This window comes from Oceanospirillum sanctuarii (assembly GCF_002150805.1).
Classification (GTDB): Bacteria; Pseudomonadota; Gammaproteobacteria; order Pseudomonadales; family Halomonadaceae; genus Oceanospirillum; species Oceanospirillum sanctuarii.
In genome coordinates, this window is sequence record NZ_MTBA01000003.1 from 489,938 (window position 1) to 515,263 (window position 25,326).

The window sequence follows — 25,326 nt, forward strand, 5'->3', positions numbered from 1 at the left end:
TTAATCAGCCACCACCGATGGCGTGGACAATCTCAACCTGATCACCTTCGTTCAGCGCGGTTTCACCATGCTGACTGCGGGGCACGATCTCAGCGTTAATCTCCACTGCGATCCGCTTACCGGTCAACTCCATCTCAGCGATTAAGTCCGCCAGTGTCGCCTGACCGGAAAGCTCTTTTGGCTCACCATTAACCAGTATCTGCATCGCTTTTGCTACCTGATCTGTCGGTTAGTATGTCGCGTTTTCGTCAGCGGCTGTGAAATCCGAAGCGAGGAAGGGTATATTGCCCTTCGACGATTTTCACGAGGCTACCACTGACCTGAAAAAAGGCTGACATTGTACCTCAAACCTCCGGCTTTGCGGCCTCTAATCTGGAGATACCTGATGCAAAATCCCGCACAAACGCCGAAAAAAGCGCTTTTTTATTTTTACGGTCTTTTGTGGCTACTGGCAGGACTGTTCGGTGCTTCCGGTGTGTTTCTGGATGCCTGGCTGAGTCATGGTTTCAGCAGTGCCGATCCCGACATCCTGAACAGCCTGCAGACCGCGGTACGTTATCAGCAATTTAACAGCATGACGCTGGCGGTCAGTTTATGGATTGCAGGAGGTGCTTTGCGACAAGGTAAACCGATGGCTTGGTTAAGTCTTCTGCCCGGTCTTTTCTTTCTACTGGCGATTTTTGCTTTTAGCGGCGGGATTTATGGCAAACACTTACTGGGTTTCGCGACAGGGGCGATCACGCCAACAGGCGGCTTTCTGATGGCACTGGGTTGGTTGAGTCTGGCGCATTACGGCTTTTATCAGCACAAACGCTGACGATCGCATGGGGGCTACCACGCAGAGCGTGGGAGCCAGTCCTTACAGGAGCCACCATGGATCAGAAAGCAACCTTCCTCTCGTTCCCATGCTCCGCGTGGGAATGACCGCCTTCTACGCCAAGTACGCCTACCGAGGCGGAATCGAATAGGTCGCAGTGACATGAGCCACCGGCTCATCATCACCTTCAGAGAAAATGCTGATCTCACCTACTGCCAATCGCTTACCCAGTTTCAGCAGGCTTGCTTCGGCGATAATCGCTTTTGCCGGTTCCGGCTTTCGGAGAAAGTTGATATTCAGGTTGGTGGTCACTGCCAGTGCAACCGGCCCGATCTGACCGAGAATCGCAACATAGAGGCAGATATCCGCCAGCGCCATCATGGTCGGGCCGGAAACGGTACCGCCGGGGCGCAGATGGGCATCATCCACATCCAGCCTCATCACGGCGTTGTTCTTACCCATTTTGGTCACAACACCGATATGCTGGGGAAACTCCTGATGCAAAAATTGAGTTATCTCGTCCACCGTCATTACGGTGTCTGGGCATGTTTGTCCTGCAGATGATGCTTTTGTAATTGCTGTAGCAGCGGTCATAACGACTCCTGAGCCTGTTTTTATTATGCATCTCAGTATGCCGCTGCGAACAAGTCTCTGCCCAGTGTCTGTTGTGACTCTTGGTTCACAGCTCTGCTATTCACTCACTCATTCAGACATCTGCTAAATCAACTACATACTAAATTAACTACTACATCAGCCATTCAGACGGCCACCCATCTCCTGAGCCAGATCCACCGCGTAGTTGTCGGTCATGCCACCAATAAAATCCAGCACCCGACGATAGGCTTCGTAACGGTTCCAGCCGGTATCAGGAATATTCTCCCCGATCAACGACAACACCCGTTTATGTTTAAAGCTCAAAGGTGCGTCGGAACCTGCTGCTTTCAGCTGACTCAGCTCTTCCACCGCACCACAGAAACTTTCCAGCAGGACACCAAGGGTGGTGTACGCACCGATCTCAAGTTTTGCCTTGCGTGGATGATCAAAGATGCGTTGCTGCGCCATCTGCTTGGCCTTAGCAACACCCTGAGCGATCTCCGGTGGGCAAACTTCGATCAGGTCCTGATTAAATTGTCCTGTGAGCAGTTCGTCCTGATGCGCAACAAAGGCTTTGGAAACCGCTGCAACCACCTGCTCCATCGCAGCGCCACGAAGAGCAGCAACACGACGACGATTGGAGGCATTGGCTAGCTGTGCGTATCCTTCCGGCTCACCACCAGCGATCTGCAGCAGCAAGCTTTCAACTTCATCATAAGCCAGAATGTCCATCTCAAGACCGTCCTCAAGATCCAGCAGCGCGTAGCAGAGGTCATCCGCTGCCTCCACCAGATAAACCAGCGGATGGCGACACCAGCGTTGCTCAGCCAGCTGAATCAAACCCAATGCTTCAGCGGTTTCCTGCAGCATAGGCAGTTCGGTCTGATAACAGCTGAATTTACCTGCTCTTTTCATATTGCTGGGCATCGAAGCGTTTGAAGCGGTCCAGGGATATTTCAGGAAAGTACCGAGTGTGGCGTAGGTCAGCTTCATACCACCGGCAAACTGGTTGTATTCCACCTGAGTCACCATACGAAAGCCCTGCGCGTTACCTTCAAAGGTGATCAGATCGGCTTTCTGCTCATTGGTCAGGCCTTCAAGTCGCCCCTGCTTTTCTGCCTGCAGGAACCAGTCACGAATAGCGTATTCACCGGCATGGCCAAAAGGCGGATTACCAATATCGTGCGCCAGACAGGCACTCTGCACGATGACACCTAGATCGGCGGGGGAGATATGTTCAGGAAGCTGATGCCGAAGACTATCGGCAACCATCATGCCGAGACTTCGGCCAACACAGCCCACTTCAAGACTGTGGGTTAAACGGGTATGGATATGATCATTTTCCGCAAAGGGATGAACCTGGGTTTTGCGCCCCATGCGACGGAAGGAACCGGAAAACACCACACGGTCGTGGTCTTTATGGAAGGGGGAACGCCCGACATCATCGATTCCATGCCGGGACGTACCTTTCAGGCGTTGACTGGAGAGCAGCCGTTGCCAGGACATCTTCTGTTGACTCATTCCTCTGCCCCTTAAAAAAAGCATCGTCATCAGCCAACAGATTGAAGCTAACTTCGCCTCAGATCAAATAACTTTTGATCAGAAGTTCATGATAAAGCCGAAGTTCAGGCTACTTTCCAGATCACTGGAACCTGCGCCCACATCCACTTCCAGCTTACGCCAGCCCAGATACACATCAACATCTTTCAGTGCCTGATAGTATGCACGCAGTGACATATCCGTCATGCCATCGAGGTCACCAAAAGAGATCACCCGAGGAGCAAAATACATATGACCGCCAAAACGGACCTGTTTAATCTGCTCGAAAGCGATACTCCCTTGAGCACCGAAACCTACAGCCAAACCATCAACATCACCACTGCCTGTCACAGCATAAGCACGCCCGCCAACACCCACACTGTAAGTTGCTGTATCTTCCTGAGTATGCAGACCAACGTGACCAACCAAAATATCTGAGTTAACTTCTTCGTGATACAGACCGCCAACCGCCATGTTCAGGCGATTCTGTGGCAGCGGAGCATCATACTCAGCACGGATCGTTTCATTATTGATGTTTACATCGATAGTGGCTGCCTGAGCGGACACCGTCATCCCTGCTGTTAGCGCTGCTAAAGCCAGTCGTTTCATCACAAACCTCGGAAAGTTGTTAAGCGGATTAAGTAAAAACTGAAGAATTCTGATGGGTGCTAATATACGTCATCCAGAGTTACTGAAAAAGCGCTAACAAAATGCCTGATTAGCGCTTTTCATTACCGGATAAAATCAGATGCCGTACTGTTCGCGGTAGTTGCGGATCGCTTCAGCGTGTTGCTGAGCGTTGTCATCACCTTTTTCATCCAGATACTGCAGTACCTGTTCCAGCGTGATGATACTCACTACCGGCATCTTGAAATCGCGTTCGACTTCCTGAATCGCAGACAGTTCACCCTTGCCGCGCTCCTGACGATCCAGAGCGATCACTACGCCACCCGGCCGTGCGCCATTGGCATCGATAATCTGCATCACTTCACGGATGGCAGTACCTGCGGTAATCACGTCATCAATAATCAGTACCTTACCTTCCAGGTCCGCGCCTACCAAAACACCACCTTCGCCGTGATCTTTGGCTTCCTTACGGTTGAAAACATAAGGCACATCACGGTCGTGATGATCCGCCAGCGCAACAGCCGTTACAGCCGCCAGCGGGATACCTTTATAGGCAGGACCAAACACGACGTCATATTCAACTTTTGATGCAGAGATCGCCTGCGCGTAGAATCGGCCTAAGCGGGCTAAAGCCTGACCCGATTTGAACAAACCCGCATTAAAGAAATAAGGGCTGATTCGGCCGGATTTGAGGGTAAATTCGCCGAAACGTAGTACATTTTGCTCAATTGCAAATTCAATAAACTCGCGCTGGTAGTCTTGCATTCATAAACTCCGGTAGATTTGGCTGCTGAGTATTTACCAAAACGTCTAAAGCTCGGGTATCATACACGCTCGTCGTAGCAGGAACCACGTATGAAGATCATCAACATTAACTTAAACGGCATTCGCCGGGCCGTAGACAGAGGCTTTCTGGACTGGCTTCAGCAGCAAGACGCAGATGTTATCTGTGTGCAGAATCTGCAGGCCAAGTCCTATGAACTGGACGATTCAGTTCTGTATCCGCAGGGCTATGAAGGCTACTTTTTCGATGCAGATCAGGACAACTTTGGCGGCGTTGGTGTTTATTGCCGTAAACTGCCAAAAGCGATCATGACAGGCCTTGGTTTTGAGCAGGCGGATTTTGAAGGCCGCTTTATTCAGGCAGATTTCGATAAAGTCAGCATCGCTTCTTTTCTGATGCCGGACAACAGCGACCCTCAGGCAAAATATGCCTTTATGGAGCAGTTCAACGAGTATCTGAAAAAACTGCGCCGTAAGCGCCGTGAGCACATCATTTGCGGCAGCTGGTATATCGCGCATAAAACCATCGATCTGGCGGACTGGGCTAACAACCAGGACACTCCGGGATTCCGTCCTGTTGAGCGCGCCTGGCTGGATCAGGTATTCGGGCCAATGGGCTTTCTGGATGCCTTCCGTGAAGTCAATCGTGAAGAAGGTCAGTATTCCTGGTATCCGGAGCTGGATAAGCCCCGTAACCGTCAGGATGGCTGGCGTATCGACTATCAGGTAACCGGCCCGAACATGCGCCGCAATATCGTAAACGCCTGGTTTGATACTCAGGCCAGCTTCTCAGAGTTTGCCCCTCTGGTGGTAGAGTACGATATTGACCTGTAATTTCTGTCACAGCTGATAAAGCAGACAGAAAACTGCACCTGCCGGACTTTTTGTGTTTCAGATCTCCGACCCGGACGATGATCAAACTGAACACAAAAAGCAGGGTTCTGGCTTACGATGAACGCGGCGTGAATAAAATCACAATGAATCGCCGCCCAGAAGGTGCAGACGGCATTTCGGAATATCCACAATGCCAACAGCTTTTATTCCGACATTGTCGAAATAAAAGCTGTCGATACAGAAAAGCCCGTGCCGATTTCGCAATGCGATAACGACATGGGCTTTTTCATGCCTGACAATTCAGCCTGCTACCCATCTGGTTACAGCTGACTCAGGCAAACAGCATCACAGGTGGCAGATTACTCTGCCAGCACCTGCTGCTGAATCTCAAACAACTCGTTACAACCTTTCTTCGCCAGCTCCAGCATCGCCAACAGCTCTTCCTGAGTATAAGGCGCGCCTTCTGCAGTGCCCTGAACCTCGATAAAGCCGCCCTGATCGGTCATCACCACGTTCATATCGGTTTCAGCAGAGGAATCTTCCGGATAATCCAGATCCAGTACCGGCTTACCTTTGTAAACACCCACAGAGATAGAAGCGATCATCTGCTTCAGCGGATCACCCTTGATCATCTTCTCGCGCTGCATCCAACGGATCGCATCCACCAGTGCCACGCAGGCACCTGTGATCGACGCGGTACGGGTGCCTCCATCAGCCTGAATCACATCACAATCGATCTGAATCGTGTGTTCACCCAGAGCTGCCATATCTACCGCTGCGCGCAGGGAACGACCGATCAGACGCTGAATCTCCTGAGTACGACCCGACTGCTTACCACGAGCCGCTTCACGACCCATACGGCTACCGGTAGAACGGGGCAGCATGCCGTATTCCGCCGTTACCCAGCCCTGATTTTTACCGCGCAGAAAACGCGGTACAGAAGCATCAACCGATGCCGTGCAGATCACTTTTGTATTACCAAATTCAACCAGCACAGAACCTTCTGCATGACAGGTATAGTTGCGGGTGATTTTCACCTCGCGCATCGCATCAGATGCACGTCCGCTCGGACGAGAAACCATAGAACACCTTTTCGTTTATTTAATCGGAAATCAAATGGGTTAAAACCGAAGAATTGTTTCGTCGCTTAGCGAATTTCACTTTTACAAAGCTAAGCAAACCGTAGCAGGCCAGAAGCCTAAAATTGATGACGCTGATGCCTGCGGGCGTGACCAAACCGAAACAGGATCATCATCCTGACAGCACCAGCGCTAAGATCAGATGTGCCAATTATACACGTTAAGCCTTCACCCGCAGTGACTTTCCCGCAACGGACAGCGGTTACCTCTGCTTCATTGTCCGAGCATGCTAAACATTGACCCGCGCTTTCGCTAAACTAGCGCCAACATAAAAAGACTGAAGATGGTGCTGATCCCGTCCACACATCAGCCCAACCTCCTCAACATCCGACCGGAGCACACAATGACTCACAGCATGACCGCCTTTACCCGTCAGGAAGAACAGCATCCCTGGGGCACTCTCAGCTGGGAGATCCGCTCGGTTAACCAACGCTTTCTGGAACCTCACTTCCGCCTGCCGGACACCCTGCGCGAGCTGGAACCTGCCATCCGTGACCTGCAGCGTAAAAGCCTGAACCGGGGCAAAGTGGAATCCGTACTGCGCTTCCATCCGGCACAGGTCAGCGACAGCCTCAACATCGACGAACAGCTGGTGAAGCAGTTGGCCAGCGCCGCAGAAACCATCAGCAGCCACCTGAGCAAACCGGGCTCTATCAACCCGCTGCAGATCATGCAGTGGCCGGGGGTACTGCAGAATGAAGAAGTCGACGCTGATCAGCTGAAAAAAGCCGCTCTTGAGCTGTACAAAAAGGGCCTGAAAGACCTGATCGCCATGCGCGCCCGAGAAGGGGAAGAACTGGCCAACCTGATCAACCAGCGACTGGACGGCATCGACGCCATCGTCGTACAGGTACGCGCCGCACTACCGGGGATTCTGGAGCGCCAGCGCCAGCTGATTCTGGACAAGCTGGACAGCATCAAAGATGACCTTGATCCCGCCCGCCTTGAGCAGGAGATGGTTCTCGTCGCAAACAAAACCGACGTCGCCGAAGAACTCGACCGACTGGAAACCCACGTTAACGAAGTACGCCGCACCCTGAAAAAGAAAGAACCCGTCGGCCGTCGCCTCGACTTCCTGATGCAGGAACTGAACCGCGAAGCCAACACACTGGCGTCAAAATCCATCGTCACCGAGACAACCCAGTGTGCCGTGGAGCTGAAAGTGTTGATTGAGCAGATGCGCGAGCAAATCCAGAATATCGAGTGATCTGAAAACCGAATCAAAAAGGAGCCGAATGGCTCCTTTTCAAATTACCTTCCCTCAAAACCTCTGGATAATACATATCATCCTGGCAATACTCAGCCTATCAACCCATTGGCTAGGTAATCTGCAATGAATCTAGTGCTAGAGTATCTGTACCGCGATGCCAGCAATAACAAAAACTGGCAGGCCGTTAATTTTTCAAACACGCTACAGCAGCCGGTTTCCGTCATTGAGGAACAGATCAGAGCATATCTAATCGACGGAGTTTATTTCGTTGCCGAGCAGCTTGATCAACCTACAGCCTATTTTGACAATCATGACCCAGAACTAGACCACAACTGACATGAATACTCAGAGATTAAAACTACAGATGAGTCCGTGACAGACAGTTCTAAACGGGATATCAGTGACTTCTTGCAGCAACTAAAACTACTGTCTCACTAACAAGTTTAACCAAGGACGAACCATGGCTCGCCGAAATTGGACTAAGGAAGAGCTTTATATCGCCCTTCGCATCTACTGTGAACTGCCCTTCGGGCAGTTCCATCAGCATCAACCCCGTATTATCGAAGTTGCTAAGAAGCTTGGACGCACTCCTTCTGCATTGGCGATGAAACTGTGCAATATCGCAAGTCTTGATCCAGATATCCGAGATTCTGGGCGAAGCGGTTTGAAAAGCGCATCTGCGCTAGATCGTGAAGTTTGGCAGGAAGTCAGCGGTGACTGGGAAGCTTTTCTGGATCAGAGCGAGCAACTTTTAGAACAGCAGCAGATAGCACCGCCAGTACCTGATCTCGACGAAAAAGACACCGGCGAATATACGATCACCACGAAGGGAAGAAGAAACCAGAGTTTCTTTAGGAAATCTGTGTTGAGTGCGTACGATCACAAATGCTGCATCACCGGCATTGATAACACCACCTTCTTGGTCGCTAGCCATATCATCCCTTGGCGGAATACAGATCACCAAAATCGAAGACTTGATCCCAAGAACGGGCTTTCTTTATCAAGCATCCATGACCGCGCCTTTGATCAGGGGCTTTTGACGCTTAATGAGCACCGTGAAGTTGTTTTATCGCCAAAGCTGCTCAAGCTCGATGCTCAATTTGCCCGTGACAGCTTTGATGCCTTTGCTGGTCAGCAAATTCTGATGCCGAATAAACTAGCTCCATGCGCTGAAGCATTGGCATTTCACAGGACTGAAATCTTCCAGCCCTGATCCTGCATCAACGCCCTCACACAATCGGCAGATAAATATCCGTTATCAGTTCGTGCTCATCCACTTCCGGGAAGAAGTTGTGGTAGTGGAAGTAGCAGGGACTGTCACGGAGTTCTTCGCCGCTTTCCGGTAACCATTGCCCGTACAGGTAATAGACTTTGGCATCCAGCCCTTCGTGGGGGCCGTGGTGGCGCACTACCGCGCAGCGGCCTGCGGCCATGGTTTTGTTGATGATGCCAAAGGTATTTTCCGGAACCGATTGCGGGACTTCTCCGGCTATATCAAAGCGGAAATCCTCCGGTGCGGTATTTTTCGGGTCGCACAGAATGATGCCGAAGGTTTTGCAGCTGGCGATGGGGGAGTAGCCGGTTTCGATACGCCATTGGCGAAACTTTCCGGCGGAGGCCATCACCGTTTCCATGGGGCCTTTGTGTTCCAGTACGGCGATCTGTATTTCGGGTTGGGTCACGATATTAACGTCCACAGATGTCTCCTGTTGATGTTCTGGTGTCGGATTTTGGTAGTGGCGGTTCCAGAGCATCCAATCGGCCTGATGGCGAAATTCGCTGGGAGACTGAGCAAAACCCCGTCTGAAGGCACGGGTAAAGGATTCCGGGCGCTCAAAGCGGGCATCAAAGGCGATATCGGTTATGGTGCGATCCGGCTGAAAGGCCAGCTGGTAGGCGGCCCGTTTCAGTCGCAGTTGCTGCACAAAGCGGGTGACGCTCATGCCCATAAACTGGCTGAACTGGCGGTGAAAGTGGTAGCGGGAAAAGTGCGCTACCTGACTCAGCTCGTCCAGAGTCAGATCACGATCCAGATGCTGGTAGATGTAATCACATACCGCCAACATACGTTGCTGATAGCGCTGTTTTGCCTGATTCACTCAGTCCCCTGATATCTTGTCTGATGATGTTTACTGTCGGCTAAAAGCCTGATTTCTGCGGAAGGAACCACCTTCTGACGCCAGTATGCGATGAGACGGCATCGACAACCTGACCCATCTTGCGCTTTATCGATGACCAAATATAAAACCAGTAAAAACCCTCGGTGTAACTCCCGCAATATCTGGCATACTTATCAGACAGATACTTCTTAATTAGCCGCCTCTGCTATCCTCACAGGCAGGCTTTCGGCATCGCGTAAACAGCGCTTAGTGCCTCGGGTTATTTACAGAACGGAACTCTGCCATGGCGGGATTAGTAAGAGCCTTCGTCTTTATCCTTTTCTTTACCACTTACCTCGTTTCGACTCCGCAGGCTCTGGCATCGAATCATACGGTGCTGGTGGATAGCGACAGTGTCAACCTGACCCATTTTCAGATGGGTTACTTTGTTGATCACTCCGGTTCCATGAGCTTTAAAGAGGTCCGTCAGCAGGATTTCACGGATTCCACCAACAAACTCTCTCTGGGTACCGGAGCAAAAACGACCTGGTCGAAAATTCAGATCAAAAACCTCACCGATCAGCCCCGTCGCCTGTTTCTGCACCATCCCTATGCCTATCACAACCGGCAGGTAGATTTTTATGAACAGGTCGGTGATGGCTTTAAACGCCAGTTTCTGAACCTTGATCAGGCAGACAAAAGTCCGCTGATGTATCGCGGCAGTGCGATTTTTGAGTTTCCGCTGGCTCCGGGGGAAACCAAGGAGCTGTACGTTAACAGCGTCTCTTTTTCTCACCAGTGGTTCAGCCTGCTGATACTGGATGAAGATCAATCCCGCCGCGCTCTTTTAGGCATCGGCGCGCACAACGATATCGCGCTGATGGTGGGCATCTTACTGGCGCTGGTAATCTATAACTTTCTGCTCTATTTCTCCTCCAACAAAAAAGAGAATATCTACTACTCCCTGTATCTGATTTCCGGGTGCGTGTGGGTTGCACTCTCTTACGGTTTGTTTGCCAGCCTGTTTGATATTTATGGGGCCCGAACCCTGAGCATGCACCTGACGCTGATCTCGATGCCGATCTTTCTGATCCTCTTTATGATGGATATTTTCCAGACCGGAAAACGCTTCAGAACCGAACACAAATTCCTGCAGTTTATTCTGCTGCTACTGGCGATCGATTTTACCTACGGCTTGTTCGATATAGTTGGTGCTCTGAAATACGCCAGCTCGCTTGCTGCGCTGATGATGCTGGTAACAATATCGGTCAGCATCTCTCTGGTAAGAAAGGGCGATCCGCTGGCGAAATATTTTCTCATCGGTCACAGCCTCTTTGTGCTGTTCAGCGGTGTGGCCGTGCTCTTCTATAAGGGGATCATCAGCTTTAACTACATCAGCAGCCACGGTGTCGGCATCGGTATCATGCTGGAGTCGCTGATGCTGGCCTTCATCATCTCCTACCGCATCAAGATGCTGGAAGATATCAAAGCCTCGCAGGATGAACTCAAGCTGCTGGCAGTGACCGATCCTCTGACCCGCCTGTACAACCGCCGCTATTTCTATACCGAAGCCAACTACCAACTGGAACAGGCGAAAGACAATCACAGCCCCTTGTCACTACTGATTCTGGATATCGATAAGTTTAAAAATATTAACGACAGTTTCGGCCATCAGGTGGGTGATAGCGTGATTGTCGCCCTGTCAGACCTGCTTCGGTTGCACAGCAGGGAAGGGGATCTGATCGCCCGTTTCGGTGGCGAAGAGTTTGTCATCCTGCTACCTCAGACCTCTCTGCCAGCTGCTGAAAACATGGCGGAGAAAATCCGGCGTTCCGTTGAGAATTCCTGCCTTGATCAGCCGGAAGGGGAGCCGCTGAATTTCACGGTCAGCATTGGTGGCGTTGCCATCGATACCCAGCGGGAAACCATCGACAGTGCGCTCAATCTGGCGGATATCGCCCTGTATAAAGCCAAACATTCCGGCCGGAACTGCGTACGCTTTTCCAATGTTCAGCCGGAGCCTGCTCTCAATCAGGCTTTAACTGCCGGTAAATAAACTGGCGAAAGACAGCAGACTCAAAAGCACACCATTGCACATTTTTTCCTGACGCAGCCTTTCCTAACCTGCCGCCAAGGTCGCATCTGGCGTGCAATACCGATAAAATCCACGTTCAGAATACAGGCTTTAGGAATCCGACATGTCTCAGAACTCTGCGCTTCAGAATCCAGGGGAAAACAACTCCAGGGGCACACTTTATATCGTTTCTGCACCATCAGGTGCCGGTAAATCCAGTCTGGTTACCGCTCTGCTGGAACAGACCCGCCATATTAAAGTATCCGTGTCGCACACCACCCGTGCTCCCCGTCCCGGTGAAGAAGATGGCGTGAACTACAACTTTGTCTCTGTTGATCAGTTTAAAGCGCTGCTGGCTGAAGACGCTTTTCTGGAACATGCCGAGGTTTTCGGTAACTTTTACGGAACATCGCGCATCTGGCTGGAAGAGCAGCTGAATGCCGGCACCGACATCATTCTGGAGATCGACTGGCAGGGTGCGCAGCAGGTTCGCAAACTGATGCCGGAAGCGGTGGGCATCTTTATTCTGCCGCCATCCAAAGAAGCACTGCAGGAGCGTCTGGACAATCGTGGTCAGGATTCTGCAGAAATTATCGCTGGCCGTATGGCTCAGGCGGTAAGCGAAATGTCCCATTACGATGAATATGACTATGTCATCATCAATGATCGCTTTGAAGTCGCTCTGAACGAGCTGCGATCTGTTATTATTGCCCAGCGCCAGCTCCTGAAAAACCAGCAGCTGCGTCAGGGTCAGCTGATCAGCGATCTTTTGGCTTAAAAGCCCGCCGTTTGCGGGATTAAGTTGTCGTTGATCTCTTGTCAGAGAAAGCCGTAATTCAGTAAACTGGGCGATTCTCTGCTGGTTGTAATTTTTTAATTTGGGGATACCAAATGGCTCGCGTCACTGTTGAAGATTGTTTAGAAAACGTAGAAAACCGCTTTGAACTGGTAATGGTTGCCAGCAAACGTGCTCACCAGCTGAGCACTGGTGGTAAAGATCCTATGCTGGCATGGGAAAACGACAAGCCAACGGTTATGGCGCTGCGCGAAATTGCAGAAGGTCACGTAACCAGCAAGCTGCTGCGTGATCCTGAAGCGATCGGTCGTGAATTCCAGGGTGACGACGAGGAGTAAGTCGCCTATGTTGGCACAGATTAAACCCGTTTTTTCCGGCAGCTTTTCAGACAAATCAGTTTAAGGAGCTGCACTGTGTCAACCATTGAAGACTTAGTGGACCGCCTGCGTGGCTACCTGAAGCCTGAAGAGATTCAGCAGGTTCGCCGGGCTTATTATTTTGCCGAGCAGGCCCACGATGGCCAGCGCCGCCGCAGCGGTGAGCACTATGTGACTCACCCGCTGGCGGTTGCCACCATTCTTGCCAATATGCACATGGATCATCAGAGCCTGATGGCCGCCATGCTGCACGATGTGATTGAAGATACCCCGGTCACCAAAGACGCCCTTGCCAAACAGTTCGGTGAAACCGTCGCTGATCTGGTGGATGGTGTGTCCAAGCTGACACAGATTCACTTCGAGGATAAAGCCCTCGCCCAGGCGGAAAACTTCCAGAAGATGGCTCTGGCCATGGCGAAGGATATCCGCGTGATTCTGGTGAAACTGGCGGATCGTCTGCACAATATGCGAACTCTGGGTGCGCTGCGTCCGGATAAGAAACGCCGCATCGCCCGTGAAACCCTTGATATTTACTCGCCGATTGCTGCCCGTCTGGGTATCAATACCATACGAACCGAGCTGGAAGAGCTGGGCTTCGAAGGTATGCACCCGATGCGCTATGAGCGCCTGAAACGTGCGGTACAGAGTGTTCGTGGTAACCGTAAACAGGTGATCCGCGAGATTCAGAACGCGCTGCAGACCTGTATCGACGAAGAGGAGCTGGGCGGCAAGGTCTTTGGCCGTGAAAAACACCTGCTCAGCCTGTATCGTAAGATGCGCGCCCGCCGTAAGTCCTTCTCAGAAGTGATGGATGTTTACGGTTTCCGTATCGTCACCGACAAAGTGGATACCTGCTACCGAATTCTGGGTGCGATTCACAATCTGTACAAACCGGTTCCCGGTCGCTTCAAAGACTATATCGCTATTCCCAAAGCCAACGGCTATCAGTCGCTGCACACCTCTCTGATCGGCATGAACGGTATTCCGATCGAAGTTCAGATCCGTACCCGCGAGATGGAGTCGATGGCCAATAACGGCATCGCTGCTCATTGGCTGTACAAATCAGAGCAGGAAGAGAGCGCAAAAGGCATGACAGGAGCCAGTCATGCCCGTGCCCGCCAGTGGGTTAAAGGTCTGCTGGAGATGCAGCAACGAGCCGGTAACTCGTTAGAGTTTATTGAACACGTGAAGATGGATCTCTTCCCGGATGAGGTTTACGTGTTCACGCCGAAAGGCGACATTATGGAACTGCCATCCGGTGCAACTGCTGTAGACTTTGCCTACGCGGTGCATACTGATGTGGGTAACTCCTGTGTGGCAGCCCGTATCAACCGTCGTCTGTCGCCGCTGAGCGCCCATCTGGAAAGCGGTCAGTCGGTAGAAATTATTACTGCGCCAAGCGCCCGACCCAATCTGGCCTGGCTGAGCTTTGTGGCTACCGCCAAAGCCCGAAGCGCGATCCGTCACTACCTGAAGAACCAGCAACGTGCGGAATCCGTCTCTCTGGGTAAACGCCTGCTGAACAAGGCGCTGGATGCCTTCGATAAGCAATATGACGATATTCCGAAGAGCCAGATTGAAGCCCTGCTGAAAGAGTTCCAGTACGAAACCGAACAGGATCTGCTGGATGCTATCGGTCTGGGTAACCGCATGGCCTTTGGTGTTGCCCGTGCCTTAATTGGTCAGGAAGGTAACTCAGCCGAGCAGGACCCGACTCCGGCATCCACCAACAACAAGCTGGCGATCAGTGGCACCGAGGGCATGGTCACCTCTTACGCCCGTTGCTGCCATCCGATTCCGGGCGATCCGGTACTGGGTCATATCAGCAGTGGTCGCGGTATCGTGATTCACATGGATACCTGCCGCAACATCGCGGATATCCGTGATGACAGCAACCGTTGCGTGCCGATGGACTGGTCAGAAGGTGTCACTGGCGACTTCACTGTGGTGATTCGCGTTGAAGCAGAACATCAGAAAGGCTTTATTGCCTCTCTGGCCGCCCTGATCACAGAGGCGGACGCCAATATCGAAAAGATCACCACGGAAGAGCGGGATGCCCGTCTGACCATGGTGAATATCGAAATGGGCATCACCAACCGGGTGCATCTGGCGAAAGTGATGCGCCGTATCCGGAAGCTGACCAACGTCAACCGCATCACCCGCGCACGGCGTTAAGCGACAACCTGATTCTTCACTTTCCCCAAACAGCAGATCCTCGTGATCTGCTGTTTCGGTTTCTGAAGCAGCAATTTGTACAGAAACCATGAAAAGATAAGCGTAAAGCAATAAGAAACGGAGAAATGCAATGAGCAATAAAGGCGTAATTCATACTGATAAAGCACCAGCAGCAATCGGCACTTACTCTCAGGCGGTTAAAGCGGGTGATACCGTTTACCTGTCCGGCCAGATTCCGCTGGTTCCTGAAACCATGGAAATCATCTCTGATGATTTTGCTGAGCAAACTGAACAGGTGTTCAAAAACATCTCTGCCGTGGTTGAAGCAGCCGGTGGCAAACTGTCTGATGTGGTTAAACTGAATATCTATCTGACGGATCTATCCAACTTCGCTACCGTTAACGAAGTGATGGGCCGCTTCTTCAAGCAGCCTTACCCGGCTCGTGCTGCGGTAGGTATTAAGGAGCTGCCGAAAGGCTCTCTGGTAGAGATCGAAGGGATTGTTGTGCTTTCCTGATTCAGCGGTTCGTAGCGTAAACCGGATAACGAATTACGCTGCGAAATGAATCGAGGACGCATCTACAAAAAAATGGCCGCATTCTTTCAGATTGCGGCCATTTTTTTAGTTTCAGTGCCCGATCACGCCGGTTCCCGTTTAAAATAACAGCAAGCCTTGGCAAACAGCTTTGGTGTGATAACGTCTTACCATCAGCTGAAGCTAAGCCTTACTCTTACTATTGCCCTAATCCTACTAATAACAAAACCGGGGGTGTTCATTGATAACCGACCAGCGTTTTTCTGCGTTTAATCTCAAAGGCGATATTTTTGGCGGCGTCACCACGGCCATTATCTCCCTACCTCTGGCTCTGGCCTTTGGTGTGGCTTCCGGAGCCGGTGCCGAAGCCGGTCTCTGGGGTGCCATTATGGTTGGTTTCTTTGCGGCACTCTTTGGCGGTTCGACCACCCTGATTTCCGAACCCACCGGCCCTATGACCGTGATCATGACGGCCATTCTGACCAGTATGATGGCTAAGTATCCTGAATCCGGTATGGCGATGAGCTTTACCGTGGTGATGATGGCCGGTGCCTTTCAGATCCTTCTCGGTACCCTCAAGCTGGGCAAATACGTCACCCTGATGCCCTACAGTGTGGTATCCGGTTTTATGTCCGGCATCGGGGTTATTCTGATTATTCTTCAGCTGTCGCCTTTACTGGGTTCTCCGGCTCCTCCCGGTGGTGTTATCGGAACTCTGGCAGCCTTGCCGGAAACCCTGTCCAATATTCGCTGGGGCGAGCTTTTCCTTGGCATTCTGACCCTTGGCGTACTCTTCTTCTTCCCGGAGAAATACCGCAAATATGTACCGCCGCAACTGGTGGCTCTGGTTGCGATTACTCTGCTGTCGATGCTGCTGTTTGATACCGAAACCGTTCGCCGGATCGGGGAAATCCCGTCCGGACTACCATCATTCGTTATTCCCCATATCAATGCCGAGATGTTTACCGCAATGGTGATCGACGCACTGGTACTGGGTACGCTGGGGTGTATCGATACCCTGCTGACAGCAGTTATCGGCGACTCCCTGACCCGAAATGAACATGACTCGGACAAGGAACTACGGGGCCAGGGTCTGGCGAATCTGATCTCCGGCCTGTTTGGTGCTCTGCCCGGTGCCGGTGCCACCATGGGCACAGTGACCAATATTCAGGTAGGTGCGCGTTCTCCGGTTTCAGGTATGGTTCGCGCTCTGGTTCTGGCCCTGGTGGTGATGATTGCCGGAGGACTGACGGAACCGATTCCGATGGCGGTTCTGGCGGGTATCGCCGTTTATGTGGGTTTCAATATTCTGGACTGGAGCTTTATTCAGCGCGCCCATAAAGTCAGCCTGCCGGGCATGGCGATTATGTATGGCGTGATGCTGCTGACAGTTTTCGTCGACCTGATTGCGGCGGTTGGCCTTGGGGTCTTTATCTCCAACATTATTATTATCGAAAAGCTGAGCCGCGAGCAGAAGCGTCAGGTTAAGGCGATCAGTGACTCCGACAATAACAGTGTACCGTTGAGCGACGATGAGCGAGCGATGCTGGATCAGGCACAGGGACAGGTGCTCTTTTTCTACCTCTCCGGCCCTATGATCTTCAGTGTTTCCAAGGCGATCTCTCGTCAGCATGCCGCCATCGCCGATTACAAGGTGATGATTCTGGATCTCAGCGATGTGCCTATGATCGACGTAACAGTGGCACTGGCACTGGAAAATGCGGTGAAAGACGCCCGGGATACTCAGTGCGAGGTCTTCCTGCTTTGCCCGAATGAAGGCACCCGCGAGCAGCTGGGTAAACTGGGTGTGCTGAATATGATCCCGAAAGAGAACGACTGTAAATCCCGCCGAGAAGCTCTGCAGGCGGCACTGAAAAATATTGGTGCCGAAGCTAAGGACTCGCCAGAAAAGGCTTGAACAAGGCATAGCACAGGCTTGAGTTAAGCCTGTGCTTTCAGAGTGAACGATTATGTTTTTGTAATGAGTTCTTGGGGCAGGGAATCAGGATTCCGCTTTAATCTGAGCTTTAACTTCCTGTAGCGCTTCACGATATCCTTCCCGATAGGTCGGGTAGGTAAACTCATAACCGGTACTCAGCAACAGACTGTTATCACAGATCTTGCTGGTGCGGCGACGGGTCGGGGATTCCACCACTTCTGTTGGTGTGACCTGCAATACATCTGCCATCCAGTTCATCACATCAAACAGCGGTGCAGAACCGTTATCGGTGGCCAGATAAACCGGTGCCGGTGTTTTACCTGCTTCCACCATGCCGACTAAGTGCGCCAGCACACCGGCACAATCTTCACTGTGAATACGATTGGTATACTTAATTGGCACTTCAGGGGCGATACGACCCTGGCGTACCTGACGAATCAGCATATCCCGTCCCGGACCATAGATGCCGGAGAAACGAACACAGGTATGATTGAGACCGCTCTTACGCAGGGCTTCTTCCGCTTTCAGCATGATGCTGCCGGCAAAGCCCGATGGATGCGGCACGGTATTCTCGTCTACCGTCTCGCCTTCAGTCTGACCATAGACGCTGGTGCTGGAGACAAAAAGAATGTGCTTGGGTGTGTGCTTGGATTTTTTCAGCCAGCGCAGCATCTGTTTAACGCCTTCGGCATAAGCACTCTTGTAGAACTCTTCAGAGAAACCACCAGCGGCAACCGAATAGATGATGTAATCCGGCTTCAGAGTCGGTGAATTATCAGACAGCGCCTGCCAGGATTCAGCATCTGCCACATCCAGCTGAACGGGATGAACGCCTTCCGGCAGGTTCTCCGGATTGCGGCGCGCGCCATGCACCTGATGACTCTCCGTCAACAGTCGACGGGCAGTACGGCTGCCAATATCGCCGCATCCTACGATCAAAATCTCCTGAGCACTCATCTTTCTTCTCTCCCCGGGAATCTCTATTATCTGATTAAACCGGCGTCTGACAGATAGGCCAGCACGCGTCCTTTGCCATTTTTTTACGATCAAAGCCCGATTGCGTCAACCTGTCTTCCTGATAGGTCTGACCACTTAAGCTTTGACCATCATACAAGCAAAGTGTGCCGTTAAACCACCGGATAAATACAGCGTTACTCAACAGCGCGTTAGCCAACTGATGGACAGGATATGCCAACAAGCACTCCCTCCCCAAAAGCCAGCAGAGCCCCTGCCACTAAAGCCTCTGCAAAAAAATCAGGGGCCACTAAAAAAGCAGGGCCGGGTAAGAAGGCTGGCTTGGGCTCTGATCAGCTCGCTCAGCCGGTTACGGTACTAAAAGGTGTGGGTGCTGCTTTAGCAGAGAAACTGGCCAAGCTACGCATCCACACCGTTGAGGATCTGCTGTTCCATCTTCCTTTACGGTATCAGGACCGTACCCGGGTCACTCCTATGGGAGCCGTTCGCCGTGGCGATGAGGTGGTGGTGGCCGGACAGGTAGCGCTTGCAGATGTCACCAAGGGGCGACGCAAAGCGCTGATTGTTCGTCTTTCCGATGGCACAGGCAGTATCACGCTGCGCTTTTTCCACTTTAATATGGCGCAAAAAAACCAGTTCCAGAAAGGCACTCTGGTACGTTGCTACGGTGAAGCCCGCCCTGGCGCCAGCGGCCTTGAACTGTACCATCCGGAGTACCGTCTGGTGGCTCAGGATCATCCTATGGAGATGGAAGATCACCTGACCCCTGTCTATCCGCTGACCGAAGGTCTGACCCAGAACCGGCTACGTCAGCTGATTCATCTGGCCCTTGAAGAACTGAAAAAGGCCGAGGTGATCGACTGGCTGCCTCAGAGCCTGTTTCCCAACCTGCCATCCCTGAAAGAGTCTCTGCTGCTACTGCATGAGCCGCCACCGGATGCACCGGTTTACGACCTGAAAGATTACAAACATCCCAGCCAGCACCGCCTGATTCTGGAAGAGCTGATCGCTCAGCAGCTCAGTCTGTTAAAACTGCGCCAGCAGCACAAACATCATCAGGCTCCGGTTTTCCATAGCACAGGGATGCTCAGCCAACAGATGCTGGCACAATTACCGTTTCCTCTGACGGGTGCTCAAAGCCGAGTAATCCATGAGATTGAGCGAGATATCCAGCAAGGCAGCCCCATGCTGCGACTGGTGCAGGGCGATGTGGGAGCCGGTAAAACTCTGGTTGCTGCCATGGCGGCTTTGCAGGCGATAGAAGCCGGTTATCAGGTGGCTGTGATGGCACCGACGGAAATTCTGGCAGAGCAGCATTTCAACAACTTTACCCAGTGGTTTACGCCTCTGGGGCTAGAGGTTGCCTGGATGGCGGGCAAGCTGAAAGGCAAAGCCCGTCAAACCCAGCTGGAACGTATCGCAGACGGAGCCCCCATGGTCGTGGGTACTCACGCGCTGTTTCAGGAAACTGTTGAGTTCAAGCAGCTGGGGCTGATCGTGGTCGACGAGCAGCACAGATTTGGTGTTCACCAGAGGCTCAGCCTGCGGGAAAAAGGCCAACAGGGCGATCTGTACCCTCATCAGCTGATTATGACGGCAACGCCAATCCCGCGAACCCTGGCAATGAGCGCCTATGCGGATCTGGATACCTCGGTTATCGATGAACTGCCCCCGGGGCGAACCCCCATCGAGACAGTAGCACTGGCGGATACCCGCCGGGATGAAATTATTCAGCGCATCGCAGCGGCCTGTCATCAGGGCAAGCAGGCCTATTGGGTCTGCACTCTGATTGAGGATTCCGAAGCCCTGCAATGTCAGGCGGCAGAAACCACCTTTGATGATCTGAAAGAACGTCTGCAGGGGCTCAATATTGGCCTCGTTCACGGGCGCATGAAGCCTCAGGAAAAAGCCGAGATCATGGCGCGCTTTAAAGCCAACGAGCTTCAGCTACTGGTAGCTACCACCGTGATTGAAGTGGGGGTCGATGTACCTAACGCAACCCTGATGGTGATCGAAAATCCGGAACGCCTCGGCCTGTCACAACTGCACCAGCTGAGGGGCAGGGTAGGCCGTGGTGATCAGCAAAGTTACTGCGTGCTGCTTTATCACACCCCGTTATCGAAAAACGGTAAAGCCCGGGTAGCTGTGATGCGGGAAACTCAGGACGGCTTTAAGATCGCCGAGAAGGATCTGGAGCTTCGAGGCCCCGGTGAAGTGCTCGGCACCCGCCAGACCGGATTGGCTCAGATGAAAATTGCTGATCTGGTTCGGGATCAGTATCTGCTTAACGATGTCAATAAAGCGGCAAACCAGCTGATTGAGCACTATCCTGAAAACCTGACACCTCTGGTGGAACGCTGGCTGGGTGGTGCGGAGCAATATGCTCAGGTTTGACAAAATAATGACTAAAAACGCTAATTAAGCCATTGAAAATACATGTTTTAAGCCATGTTCTTATATCTTCCGCTAAGGCATAGTAGGTATAATTACAGGAGTTTTTAGTTGGAGATCACCATGTCCCTTCAAGGATTAGTACAGGCCCTTAAGGAGAGTATGACTCAGTCCGTTACACCGGATGACTTTCCTAAGCCCCTCAAAAGCCGACTGGTTCCACGTAACCGGGCCACCGCAAAACAGCTGGTGCGCTCCTCGGTACTGGAAGATCCTGATGGAGTTCGTCATCTGTTCGCCTTCCCGGCACACTGCCTGCTGGATATGAAGCTGTATCAGAACTATCGTGCGATCTCACCGGATGCCAAACAATCCCTGCTGAAACGTAAGAAGATTCTTTCGGTGCCTGCAATTCCGGAAGTGATCGATTACGATCTGATTGTTGATAGCCGCTGCTTTGATAACGAAACCGTTTTCACAGAATCCGGTGATCCGGCCTGGTTGCTGGAGTTTACCGGCGACGAATACAAAGCCCTCATCGAAGACTTCAGCAACAGCGCTAAAATCGAACAATTTGCTATCCCACTGGTTTCTATTCGCCCGAATCTGACCGCCGTCGATCAGGACGAGATGGAGATCAAAGCGGCTGTGGAAACGATTACTTCCCGCCGTATCCGTACCCGTCTGGCGGAAAGCATTGAGATTCCGCCACTGCCGCTAAGCGCGCACAACATCATTATGTTGCGCGGCGATGAAAACGCTGGAGCCGAAGAACTGGCGTCTATTGTGGAGTCCGATCCGAGTCTGGCCTCTCAGGTGATCAGCTGGGCAAATTCGCCCTACTACGGGTTGCCGGGACAGATTCGCTCTATTGAAGATGCCGTCATTCGGGTGCTGGGCTTTGACCTGACCATGAACCTGTCACTGGGTCTGTCGTTGGGTAAAAACATCAAGATGCCAAGCGATGGCGTTTTCGGTTACCGCAACTACTGGCGTGAAGCGGTGATGAAAGCGATGCTGATGGAACGTCTGGTCAAACAGATTCCTGCGGCGAACCGCCCGTTTGTTGGTCTGAGCTATCTGTCCGGTCTGGTGAATAACTTCGGCTATCTGGTGATTGCAGAAGTTTTCCCGCCGTACTTCTCCCTGTATTGCCGTTATCAGGAAGCCAACCCTCATGTTCCGGCGATGTATATCGAACGCTTCCTGTTTGGTATTACCCGTGAGCAGATCGGCAGCTTCCTGTTCCAGACCTGGGGCATTCCGGATGAAGTCTGCAGTGCGATCCGTCATCTGCACAATGCATCCTATGAAGGCCTTCACCACGAATACGCCAACCTGCTGTATATCGTCAATCAGCTGGTTCAGAGTGATGGTGAAGTGCGTTTAGGCAAACTACCGGAAACCGTTCTGAATCGTGTTCATCTGGATAGAGCCAAAATTGAAGAGACCCTTGCTGATATCAGCAGCTTCAACGAAGAGCTGAACTCTCTGGCAGAGATGCTGGAAAAAGCCAGTAAATAGAAACAACCCTCGGAACCCTTTGATTTTCAGGTTCTGTTTCTGTTTGACGCTTTTCTTAAGACACAAAAAAACCCGCAGTGCTAAAACATTGCGGGTTTTTTCATTAACTCTGAGGCTTAGCAGTCAACAGCGTCTTTCAGCTTCTTGCCTACTTTAAAGCCAACAGTCTTGCTCGCCGGAATATCCATCGGCTCGCCAGTCTGTGGGTTTTTACCCTTACGAGCACTACGCTCACGTACTGAGAAAGTACCGAAGCCGATCAGAGATACAGAATCACCCTTGGCTACCGCGCCAGTGATCTCATCCAACAGTGCATTCAGAACTTCATTCGCTTTATCTTTAGACAGCTCCGCTTTCTCTGCGATGGCTGCTGCCAGTTCAGGCTTACGCATGCGTTATCCTCTTTGTTATTGCTATTTAATCCGTGTATGACCGCAGTTATTTAATCAGCCTGCCATGCGGGATGCAAAGGTTTTTTCCCTGTCTGTGATAGAATCCCAGCCCACTGAAAGATGGAATAAAGAGGCATGTGTTGGATCCACAGCAACTGACATCTCGACGGGCAGCATCCCGCCCGGAATGGGAACAACTCAACTGGGTAAAACCCCATACCCCGGGGCAGATACAACCGGATGCCCCATGGCTCGATTGGCTGACAGACGGCTCTTCTCTGACTAAGCGGCTGAAACAAACCAGTGGCCAGAGGTTCCATGTCCAGCTACTGCAGCAGCGCCTGATCAGACCGGCTCTGAATGAAAGCAGCCTGCTTGGTTTAGCGCCACAGGAACACGCTCTGATACGCCAGGTAATCCTGCACGGCGCAGGACAGCCCTGGGTGTTCGCCCGAACGGTGATTCCGCTTTCCACCCTGAACCAGGGCAATCGCCATCTGATGTTGCTCGGTAACCGCTCTTTAGGTAGCGTACTGTTCAAAAATGCCCGAACCCGACGCACCTCTCAGGAGATCACCCGGCAGCAGCCTGACTTTTGCGCCCCCTTTATCTGGGGACGACGATCTACCTTTGAAATAGGTCAGGCGCCACTACTGGTGACGGAGCTCTTTCTGGAGCCTTTCCGCCAGTATCTCGATCTGACACCATGATTGACCTGAAACTCGTTTAAATCCGCCTAATACAGCCCCAGGAGCCAGCCGATGTCCTCTGTCGCTTTTATTCAGCAGCAGTTTCCTCACTACATCAAACTGATGCGGGTCGACCGTCCTATCGGCACCTATCTGCTGCTCTGGCCAACACTGTGGGCACTGTGGATTGCCGCCGAAGGCATCCCGGATTGGGATGTTCTGGTAATCTTTATTCTGGGTGTTTACAGCATGCGGGCAGCAGGCTGTGTGATTAACGACTTTGCGGATCGCAAGATCGACGGCCATGTGGAACGCACCAAAGAGCGCCCGCTGGCCACCGGAGATGTCACGGCGAAAGAAGCGATCGGCCTGTTTATTGTGCTGGGACTCATCTCTTTCGGGCTGGTACTGATGACCAACCCGCTAACCATTCTTTTATCCCTTGGCGGCATACTGCTGGCCTTTATGTATCCCTTTATGAAGCGCTACACCCACCTGCCACAGGTCGTATTGGGTGCGGCATTCTCCTGGGCAATCCCTATGGCTTATGCCGCTCAAACTAACAGCGTTCCGGTTGAAGCCTGGCTGCTGTTCAGCGCCAAGCTGCTCTGGACAGTGGCTTACGATACTCAATACGCCATGGTCGATCGGAATGATGATGTGAAGATCGGAGTAAAATCCACCGCCATCCTGTTTGGTGAGCTTGATCGGCATATTATTGCTTTACTGCAGATTCTGGCGGTAATAGCTCTTCTGATTGTTGCTGCTCACAAGGGGCTCGGCATCTGGTTCTATTTGGGTCTTGCTGCCGCTTGTGGCCTTTTTATCTACCAGACCAAACTGATTTTCCATCGTGAACGGGAGGCCTGCTTCAAGGCTTTTCTGAATAATCACTGGGTGGGAGTTTTGATTCTACTGGGTATTATTCTGGACTATGCTTTGAAATAGCCAACGGCCAAAGACTGCTAGATTCGGCGGAAGTTCACACAAACGTCATCATGTCATCTTATTGTCATATTTACTCGCTGTAATATTGCCATTACTGATGACATAACCGACTTAGACGGGAACACGGATATGACAGGAAAAACCGTCCTGATAGTAGATGACGAAGCCCCGATCAGGGAGATGATCGCGGTCGCCCTTGAGATGGCCGATTACACCTGTCTGGAAGCGGAAAACGCCCAGCAGGCACACGCCATGGTGATCGATAAGCGCCCGGATCTGATCCTTCTGGACTGGATGATGCCGGGAACCAGTGGTGTTGAACTGGCACGACGCTTAAAGCGTGACCCGGTTACCGCAGAAACCCCAGTGATCATGCTGACCGCCAAGGGTGAAGAAGACAACAAAGTTCAGGGTCTGGAAGCCGGGGCGGATGATTACATCACCAAGCCTTTCTCCCCCCGTGAACTGGTTGCCCGCCTGAAAGCCGTTCTGCGCCGCACCACGCCTAAAGGTATTGAAGATCCGGTTGATGTCGGTGGTCTGGTTCTGGACCCTGCCAGTCACCGCGTTACCTCAGATGGCGAGCCTCTGGAGATCGGTCCGACCGAATTCCGTCTGCTGCAGTTCTTTATGACCCACCAGGAACGCGCCTATACCCGTAACCAACTGCTGGATCAGGTCTGGGGTGGTAACGTGTATGTTGAAGAACGCACCGTTGATGTTCATATCCGTCGCTTACGTAAAGCCTTGGGTGAAAAACATGAGCAACTGATTCAAACGGTACGCGGGACAGGTTATCGTTTTTCCGTTAAGGTCTGATACCGGACAAATCAACTGCTGAACACCGAAACGGCCTGATCTGTAACTGC

At 52.0% G+C, this 25,326-nt stretch carries 25 protein-coding genes; 16 read left to right on the forward strand and 9 right to left on the reverse strand.

All coding sequences use genetic code 11. The features are described 5' to 3' along the window. Window positions 1–4 precede the first annotated feature (4 nt). Window positions 5–205, reverse strand: coding sequence for a sulfur carrier protein ThiS (gene thiS / locus BV405_RS17770; RefSeq protein ID WP_217895580.1), 201 nt, complete (start codon window positions 203–205; stop codon window positions 5–7). 180 nt (window positions 206–385) lie between these two features. On the opposite strand from thiS, the gene BV405_RS06025 reads away from it, so the two are divergent. Then, on the forward strand, window positions 386–817 hold the full coding sequence (locus tag BV405_RS06025; protein WP_086479951.1) for a DUF423 domain-containing protein: 432 nt from the start codon (window positions 386–388) through the stop codon (window positions 815–817). 129 nt (window positions 818–946) lie between these two features. On the opposite strand, the gene BV405_RS06030 is transcribed toward BV405_RS06025, so the two are convergent. From BV405_RS06030 to pyrE, 4 genes are all read right to left on the reverse strand, one after another. Beyond that, window positions 947–1,411, reverse strand: a complete 465-nt coding sequence (locus BV405_RS06030; RefSeq protein WP_245832250.1) for a PaaI family thioesterase — start codon at window positions 1,409–1,411, stop codon at window positions 947–949. Window positions 1,412–1,567: 156 nt separating this feature from the next. Beyond that, on the reverse strand, window positions 1,568–2,932 hold the full coding sequence (locus tag BV405_RS06035) for a deoxyguanosinetriphosphate triphosphohydrolase (RefSeq protein ID WP_245832251.1): 1,365 nt from the start codon (window positions 2,930–2,932) through the stop codon (window positions 1,568–1,570). Window positions 2,933–3,010: 78 nt separating this feature from the next. Beyond that, complete coding sequence (locus tag BV405_RS06040) at window positions 3,011–3,559, reverse strand: YfaZ family outer membrane protein (RefSeq protein WP_086479953.1); 549 nt, start codon at window positions 3,557–3,559, stop codon at window positions 3,011–3,013. Between the two features lie 135 nt (window positions 3,560–3,694). Further along, window positions 3,695–4,342: an orotate phosphoribosyltransferase gene (gene pyrE / locus BV405_RS06045; RefSeq protein ID WP_086479954.1), complete on the reverse strand. Its 648-nt coding sequence runs from the start codon at window positions 4,340–4,342 to the stop codon at window positions 3,695–3,697. 90 nt (window positions 4,343–4,432) lie between these two features. Here pyrE and BV405_RS06050 point away from each other — a divergent pair, with 90 nt between their 5' ends. Further along, window positions 4,433–5,194: an exodeoxyribonuclease III gene (locus BV405_RS06050; RefSeq protein WP_086479955.1), complete on the forward strand. Its 762-nt coding sequence runs from the start codon at window positions 4,433–4,435 to the stop codon at window positions 5,192–5,194. Window positions 5,195–5,553: 359 nt separating this feature from the next. Here BV405_RS06050 and rph read toward each other — a convergent pair whose 3' ends face one another. Beyond that, window positions 5,554–6,276: a ribonuclease PH gene (gene rph / locus BV405_RS06055; RefSeq protein WP_086479956.1), complete on the reverse strand. Its 723-nt coding sequence runs from the start codon at window positions 6,274–6,276 to the stop codon at window positions 5,554–5,556. Window positions 6,277–6,676: 400 nt separating this feature from the next. On the opposite strand from rph, the gene BV405_RS06060 reads away from it, so the two are divergent. From BV405_RS06060 to BV405_RS06070, 3 genes are all read left to right on the forward strand, one after another. Continuing rightward, the gene (locus BV405_RS06060; RefSeq protein WP_086479957.1) at window positions 6,677–7,540 is read left to right on the forward strand and encodes a YicC/YloC family endoribonuclease; all 864 of its coding nucleotides are present in this window, start codon (window positions 6,677–6,679) and stop codon (window positions 7,538–7,540) included. 126 nt (window positions 7,541–7,666) lie between these two features. Continuing rightward, entirely contained in the window at window positions 7,667–7,879 is a 213-nt protein-coding gene (locus tag BV405_RS06065) for a hypothetical protein (RefSeq protein WP_086479958.1), read from the forward strand. Between the two features lie 124 nt (window positions 7,880–8,003). After that, window positions 8,004–8,756: an HNH endonuclease gene (locus tag BV405_RS06070; RefSeq protein WP_086479959.1), complete on the forward strand. Its 753-nt coding sequence runs from the start codon at window positions 8,004–8,006 to the stop codon at window positions 8,754–8,756. A 16-nt stretch (window positions 8,757–8,772) separates the two neighbouring features. Here BV405_RS06070 and BV405_RS06075 read toward each other — a convergent pair whose 3' ends face one another. Then, window positions 8,773–9,642 carry an AraC family transcriptional regulator gene (locus tag BV405_RS06075; protein WP_245832252.1) on the reverse strand — a complete coding sequence of 290 codons (870 nt, stop codon included), beginning with the start codon at window positions 9,640–9,642 and terminating at the stop codon, window positions 8,773–8,775. Between the two features lie 304 nt (window positions 9,643–9,946). Here BV405_RS06075 and BV405_RS06080 point away from each other — a divergent pair, with 304 nt between their 5' ends. From BV405_RS06080 to BV405_RS06105, 6 genes are all read left to right on the forward strand, one after another. Then, window positions 9,947–11,698 (forward strand): diguanylate cyclase, encoded by a 1,752-nt coding sequence (locus tag BV405_RS06080; protein WP_086479960.1) that lies wholly within the window; start codon window positions 9,947–9,949, stop codon window positions 11,696–11,698. 142 nt (window positions 11,699–11,840) lie between these two features. Next, complete coding sequence (gmk, locus tag BV405_RS06085) at window positions 11,841–12,494, forward strand: guanylate kinase (protein WP_086479961.1); 654 nt, start codon at window positions 11,841–11,843, stop codon at window positions 12,492–12,494. Between the two features lie 113 nt (window positions 12,495–12,607). After that, complete coding sequence (rpoZ, locus tag BV405_RS06090) at window positions 12,608–12,850, forward strand: DNA-directed RNA polymerase subunit omega (protein WP_086479962.1); 243 nt, start codon at window positions 12,608–12,610, stop codon at window positions 12,848–12,850. A gap of 75 nt (window positions 12,851–12,925) precedes the next feature. After that, the gene (spoT, locus tag BV405_RS06095) at window positions 12,926–15,064 is read left to right on the forward strand and encodes a bifunctional GTP diphosphokinase/guanosine-3',5'-bis pyrophosphate 3'-pyrophosphohydrolase (RefSeq protein ID WP_086479963.1); all 2,139 of its coding nucleotides are present in this window, start codon (window positions 12,926–12,928) and stop codon (window positions 15,062–15,064) included. A gap of 130 nt (window positions 15,065–15,194) precedes the next feature. Next, a complete protein-coding gene (locus BV405_RS06100) occupies window positions 15,195–15,581 on the forward strand; it encodes a RidA family protein (protein WP_086479964.1) in 387 nt (128 codons plus the stop codon). Window positions 15,582–15,840: 259 nt separating this feature from the next. After that, on the forward strand, window positions 15,841–17,517 hold the full coding sequence (locus tag BV405_RS06105; protein WP_217895581.1) for a SulP family inorganic anion transporter: 1,677 nt from the start codon (window positions 15,841–15,843) through the stop codon (window positions 17,515–17,517). Window positions 17,518–17,601: 84 nt separating this feature from the next. Here the strand turns inward: BV405_RS06105 and BV405_RS06110 are convergent, their stop codons facing one another. Beyond that, entirely contained in the window at window positions 17,602–18,495 is an 894-nt protein-coding gene (locus BV405_RS06110) for an SDR family oxidoreductase (protein ID WP_086479965.1), read from the reverse strand. Window positions 18,496–18,726: 231 nt separating this feature from the next. Between BV405_RS06110 and recG the strand changes: the two genes are divergently transcribed. Both recG and BV405_RS06120 read left to right on the forward strand, forming a co-directional pair. Further along, a complete protein-coding gene (gene recG / locus BV405_RS06115) occupies window positions 18,727–20,907 on the forward strand; it encodes an ATP-dependent DNA helicase RecG (protein ID WP_086479966.1) in 2,181 nt (726 codons plus the stop codon). 120 nt (window positions 20,908–21,027) lie between these two features. Continuing rightward, window positions 21,028–22,428, forward strand: a complete 1,401-nt coding sequence (locus BV405_RS06120; RefSeq protein ID WP_140054482.1) for an HDOD domain-containing protein — start codon at window positions 21,028–21,030, stop codon at window positions 22,426–22,428. Window positions 22,429–22,544: 116 nt separating this feature from the next. Here the strand turns inward: BV405_RS06120 and BV405_RS06125 are convergent, their stop codons facing one another. Further along, the gene (locus tag BV405_RS06125) at window positions 22,545–22,820 is read right to left on the reverse strand and encodes an HU family DNA-binding protein (protein ID WP_086479968.1); all 276 of its coding nucleotides are present in this window, start codon (window positions 22,818–22,820) and stop codon (window positions 22,545–22,547) included. 140 nt (window positions 22,821–22,960) lie between these two features. Between BV405_RS06125 and BV405_RS06130 the strand changes: the two genes are divergently transcribed. The 3 genes from BV405_RS06130 (at window position 22,961) to phoB (ending at window position 25,276) form a co-directional block, all read left to right on the forward strand. Then, the gene (locus tag BV405_RS06130; RefSeq protein ID WP_176330067.1) at window positions 22,961–23,530 is read left to right on the forward strand and encodes a chorismate--pyruvate lyase family protein; all 570 of its coding nucleotides are present in this window, start codon (window positions 22,961–22,963) and stop codon (window positions 23,528–23,530) included. Window positions 23,531–23,581: 51 nt separating this feature from the next. Then, complete coding sequence (gene ubiA / locus BV405_RS06135) at window positions 23,582–24,457, forward strand: 4-hydroxybenzoate octaprenyltransferase (protein ID WP_086479970.1); 876 nt, start codon at window positions 23,582–23,584, stop codon at window positions 24,455–24,457. A gap of 129 nt (window positions 24,458–24,586) precedes the next feature. Beyond that, window positions 24,587–25,276: a phosphate regulon transcriptional regulator PhoB gene (phoB, locus tag BV405_RS06140; protein ID WP_086479971.1), complete on the forward strand. Its 690-nt coding sequence runs from the start codon at window positions 24,587–24,589 to the stop codon at window positions 25,274–25,276. Window positions 25,277–25,326: the final 50 nt, after the last annotated feature.

Excerpts from the sequence above, each read along its gene's own strand:
- thiS (WP_217895580.1), bottom strand. The coding sequence starts at position 205 with ATGCAGATACTGGTTAATGGTGAGCCAAAAGAGCTTTCCGGTCAGGCG.
- BV405_RS06025 (WP_086479951.1), top strand. The coding sequence starts at position 386 with ATGCAAAATCCCGCACAAACGCCGAAAAAAGCGCTTTTTTATTTTTAC.
- BV405_RS06030 (WP_245832250.1), bottom strand. The coding sequence starts at position 1,411 with ATGACCGCTGCTACAGCAATTACAAAAGCATCATCTGCAGGACAAACA.
- BV405_RS06035 (WP_245832251.1), bottom strand. The coding sequence starts at position 2,932 with ATGAGTCAACAGAAGATGTCCTGGCAACGGCTGCTCTCCAGTCAACGC.
- BV405_RS06040 (WP_086479953.1), bottom strand. The coding sequence starts at position 3,559 with ATGAAACGACTGGCTTTAGCAGCGCTAACAGCAGGGATGACGGTGTCC.
- pyrE (WP_086479954.1), bottom strand. The coding sequence starts at position 4,342 with ATGCAAGACTACCAGCGCGAGTTTATTGAATTTGCAATTGAGCAAAAT.
- BV405_RS06050 (WP_086479955.1), top strand. The coding sequence starts at position 4,433 with ATGAAGATCATCAACATTAACTTAAACGGCATTCGCCGGGCCGTAGAC.
- rph (WP_086479956.1), bottom strand. The coding sequence starts at position 6,276 with ATGGTTTCTCGTCCGAGCGGACGTGCATCTGATGCGATGCGCGAGGTG.
- BV405_RS06060 (WP_086479957.1), top strand. The coding sequence starts at position 6,677 with ATGACTCACAGCATGACCGCCTTTACCCGTCAGGAAGAACAGCATCCC.
- BV405_RS06065 (WP_086479958.1), top strand. The coding sequence starts at position 7,667 with ATGAATCTAGTGCTAGAGTATCTGTACCGCGATGCCAGCAATAACAAA.
- BV405_RS06070 (WP_086479959.1), top strand. The coding sequence starts at position 8,004 with ATGGCTCGCCGAAATTGGACTAAGGAAGAGCTTTATATCGCCCTTCGC.
- BV405_RS06080 (WP_086479960.1), top strand. The coding sequence starts at position 9,947 with ATGGCGGGATTAGTAAGAGCCTTCGTCTTTATCCTTTTCTTTACCACT.
- gmk (WP_086479961.1), top strand. The coding sequence starts at position 11,841 with ATGTCTCAGAACTCTGCGCTTCAGAATCCAGGGGAAAACAACTCCAGG.
- rpoZ (WP_086479962.1), top strand. The coding sequence starts at position 12,608 with ATGGCTCGCGTCACTGTTGAAGATTGTTTAGAAAACGTAGAAAACCGC.
- BV405_RS06100 (WP_086479964.1), top strand. The coding sequence starts at position 15,195 with ATGAGCAATAAAGGCGTAATTCATACTGATAAAGCACCAGCAGCAATC.
- BV405_RS06110 (WP_086479965.1), bottom strand. The coding sequence starts at position 18,495 with ATGAGTGCTCAGGAGATTTTGATCGTAGGATGCGGCGATATTGGCAGC.
- recG (WP_086479966.1), top strand. The coding sequence starts at position 18,727 with ATGCCAACAAGCACTCCCTCCCCAAAAGCCAGCAGAGCCCCTGCCACT.
- BV405_RS06120 (WP_140054482.1), top strand. The coding sequence starts at position 21,028 with ATGTCCCTTCAAGGATTAGTACAGGCCCTTAAGGAGAGTATGACTCAG.
- BV405_RS06125 (WP_086479968.1), bottom strand. The coding sequence starts at position 22,820 with ATGCGTAAGCCTGAACTGGCAGCAGCCATCGCAGAGAAAGCGGAGCTG.
- ubiA (WP_086479970.1), top strand. The coding sequence starts at position 23,582 with ATGTCCTCTGTCGCTTTTATTCAGCAGCAGTTTCCTCACTACATCAAA.
- phoB (WP_086479971.1), top strand. The coding sequence starts at position 24,587 with ATGACAGGAAAAACCGTCCTGATAGTAGATGACGAAGCCCCGATCAGG.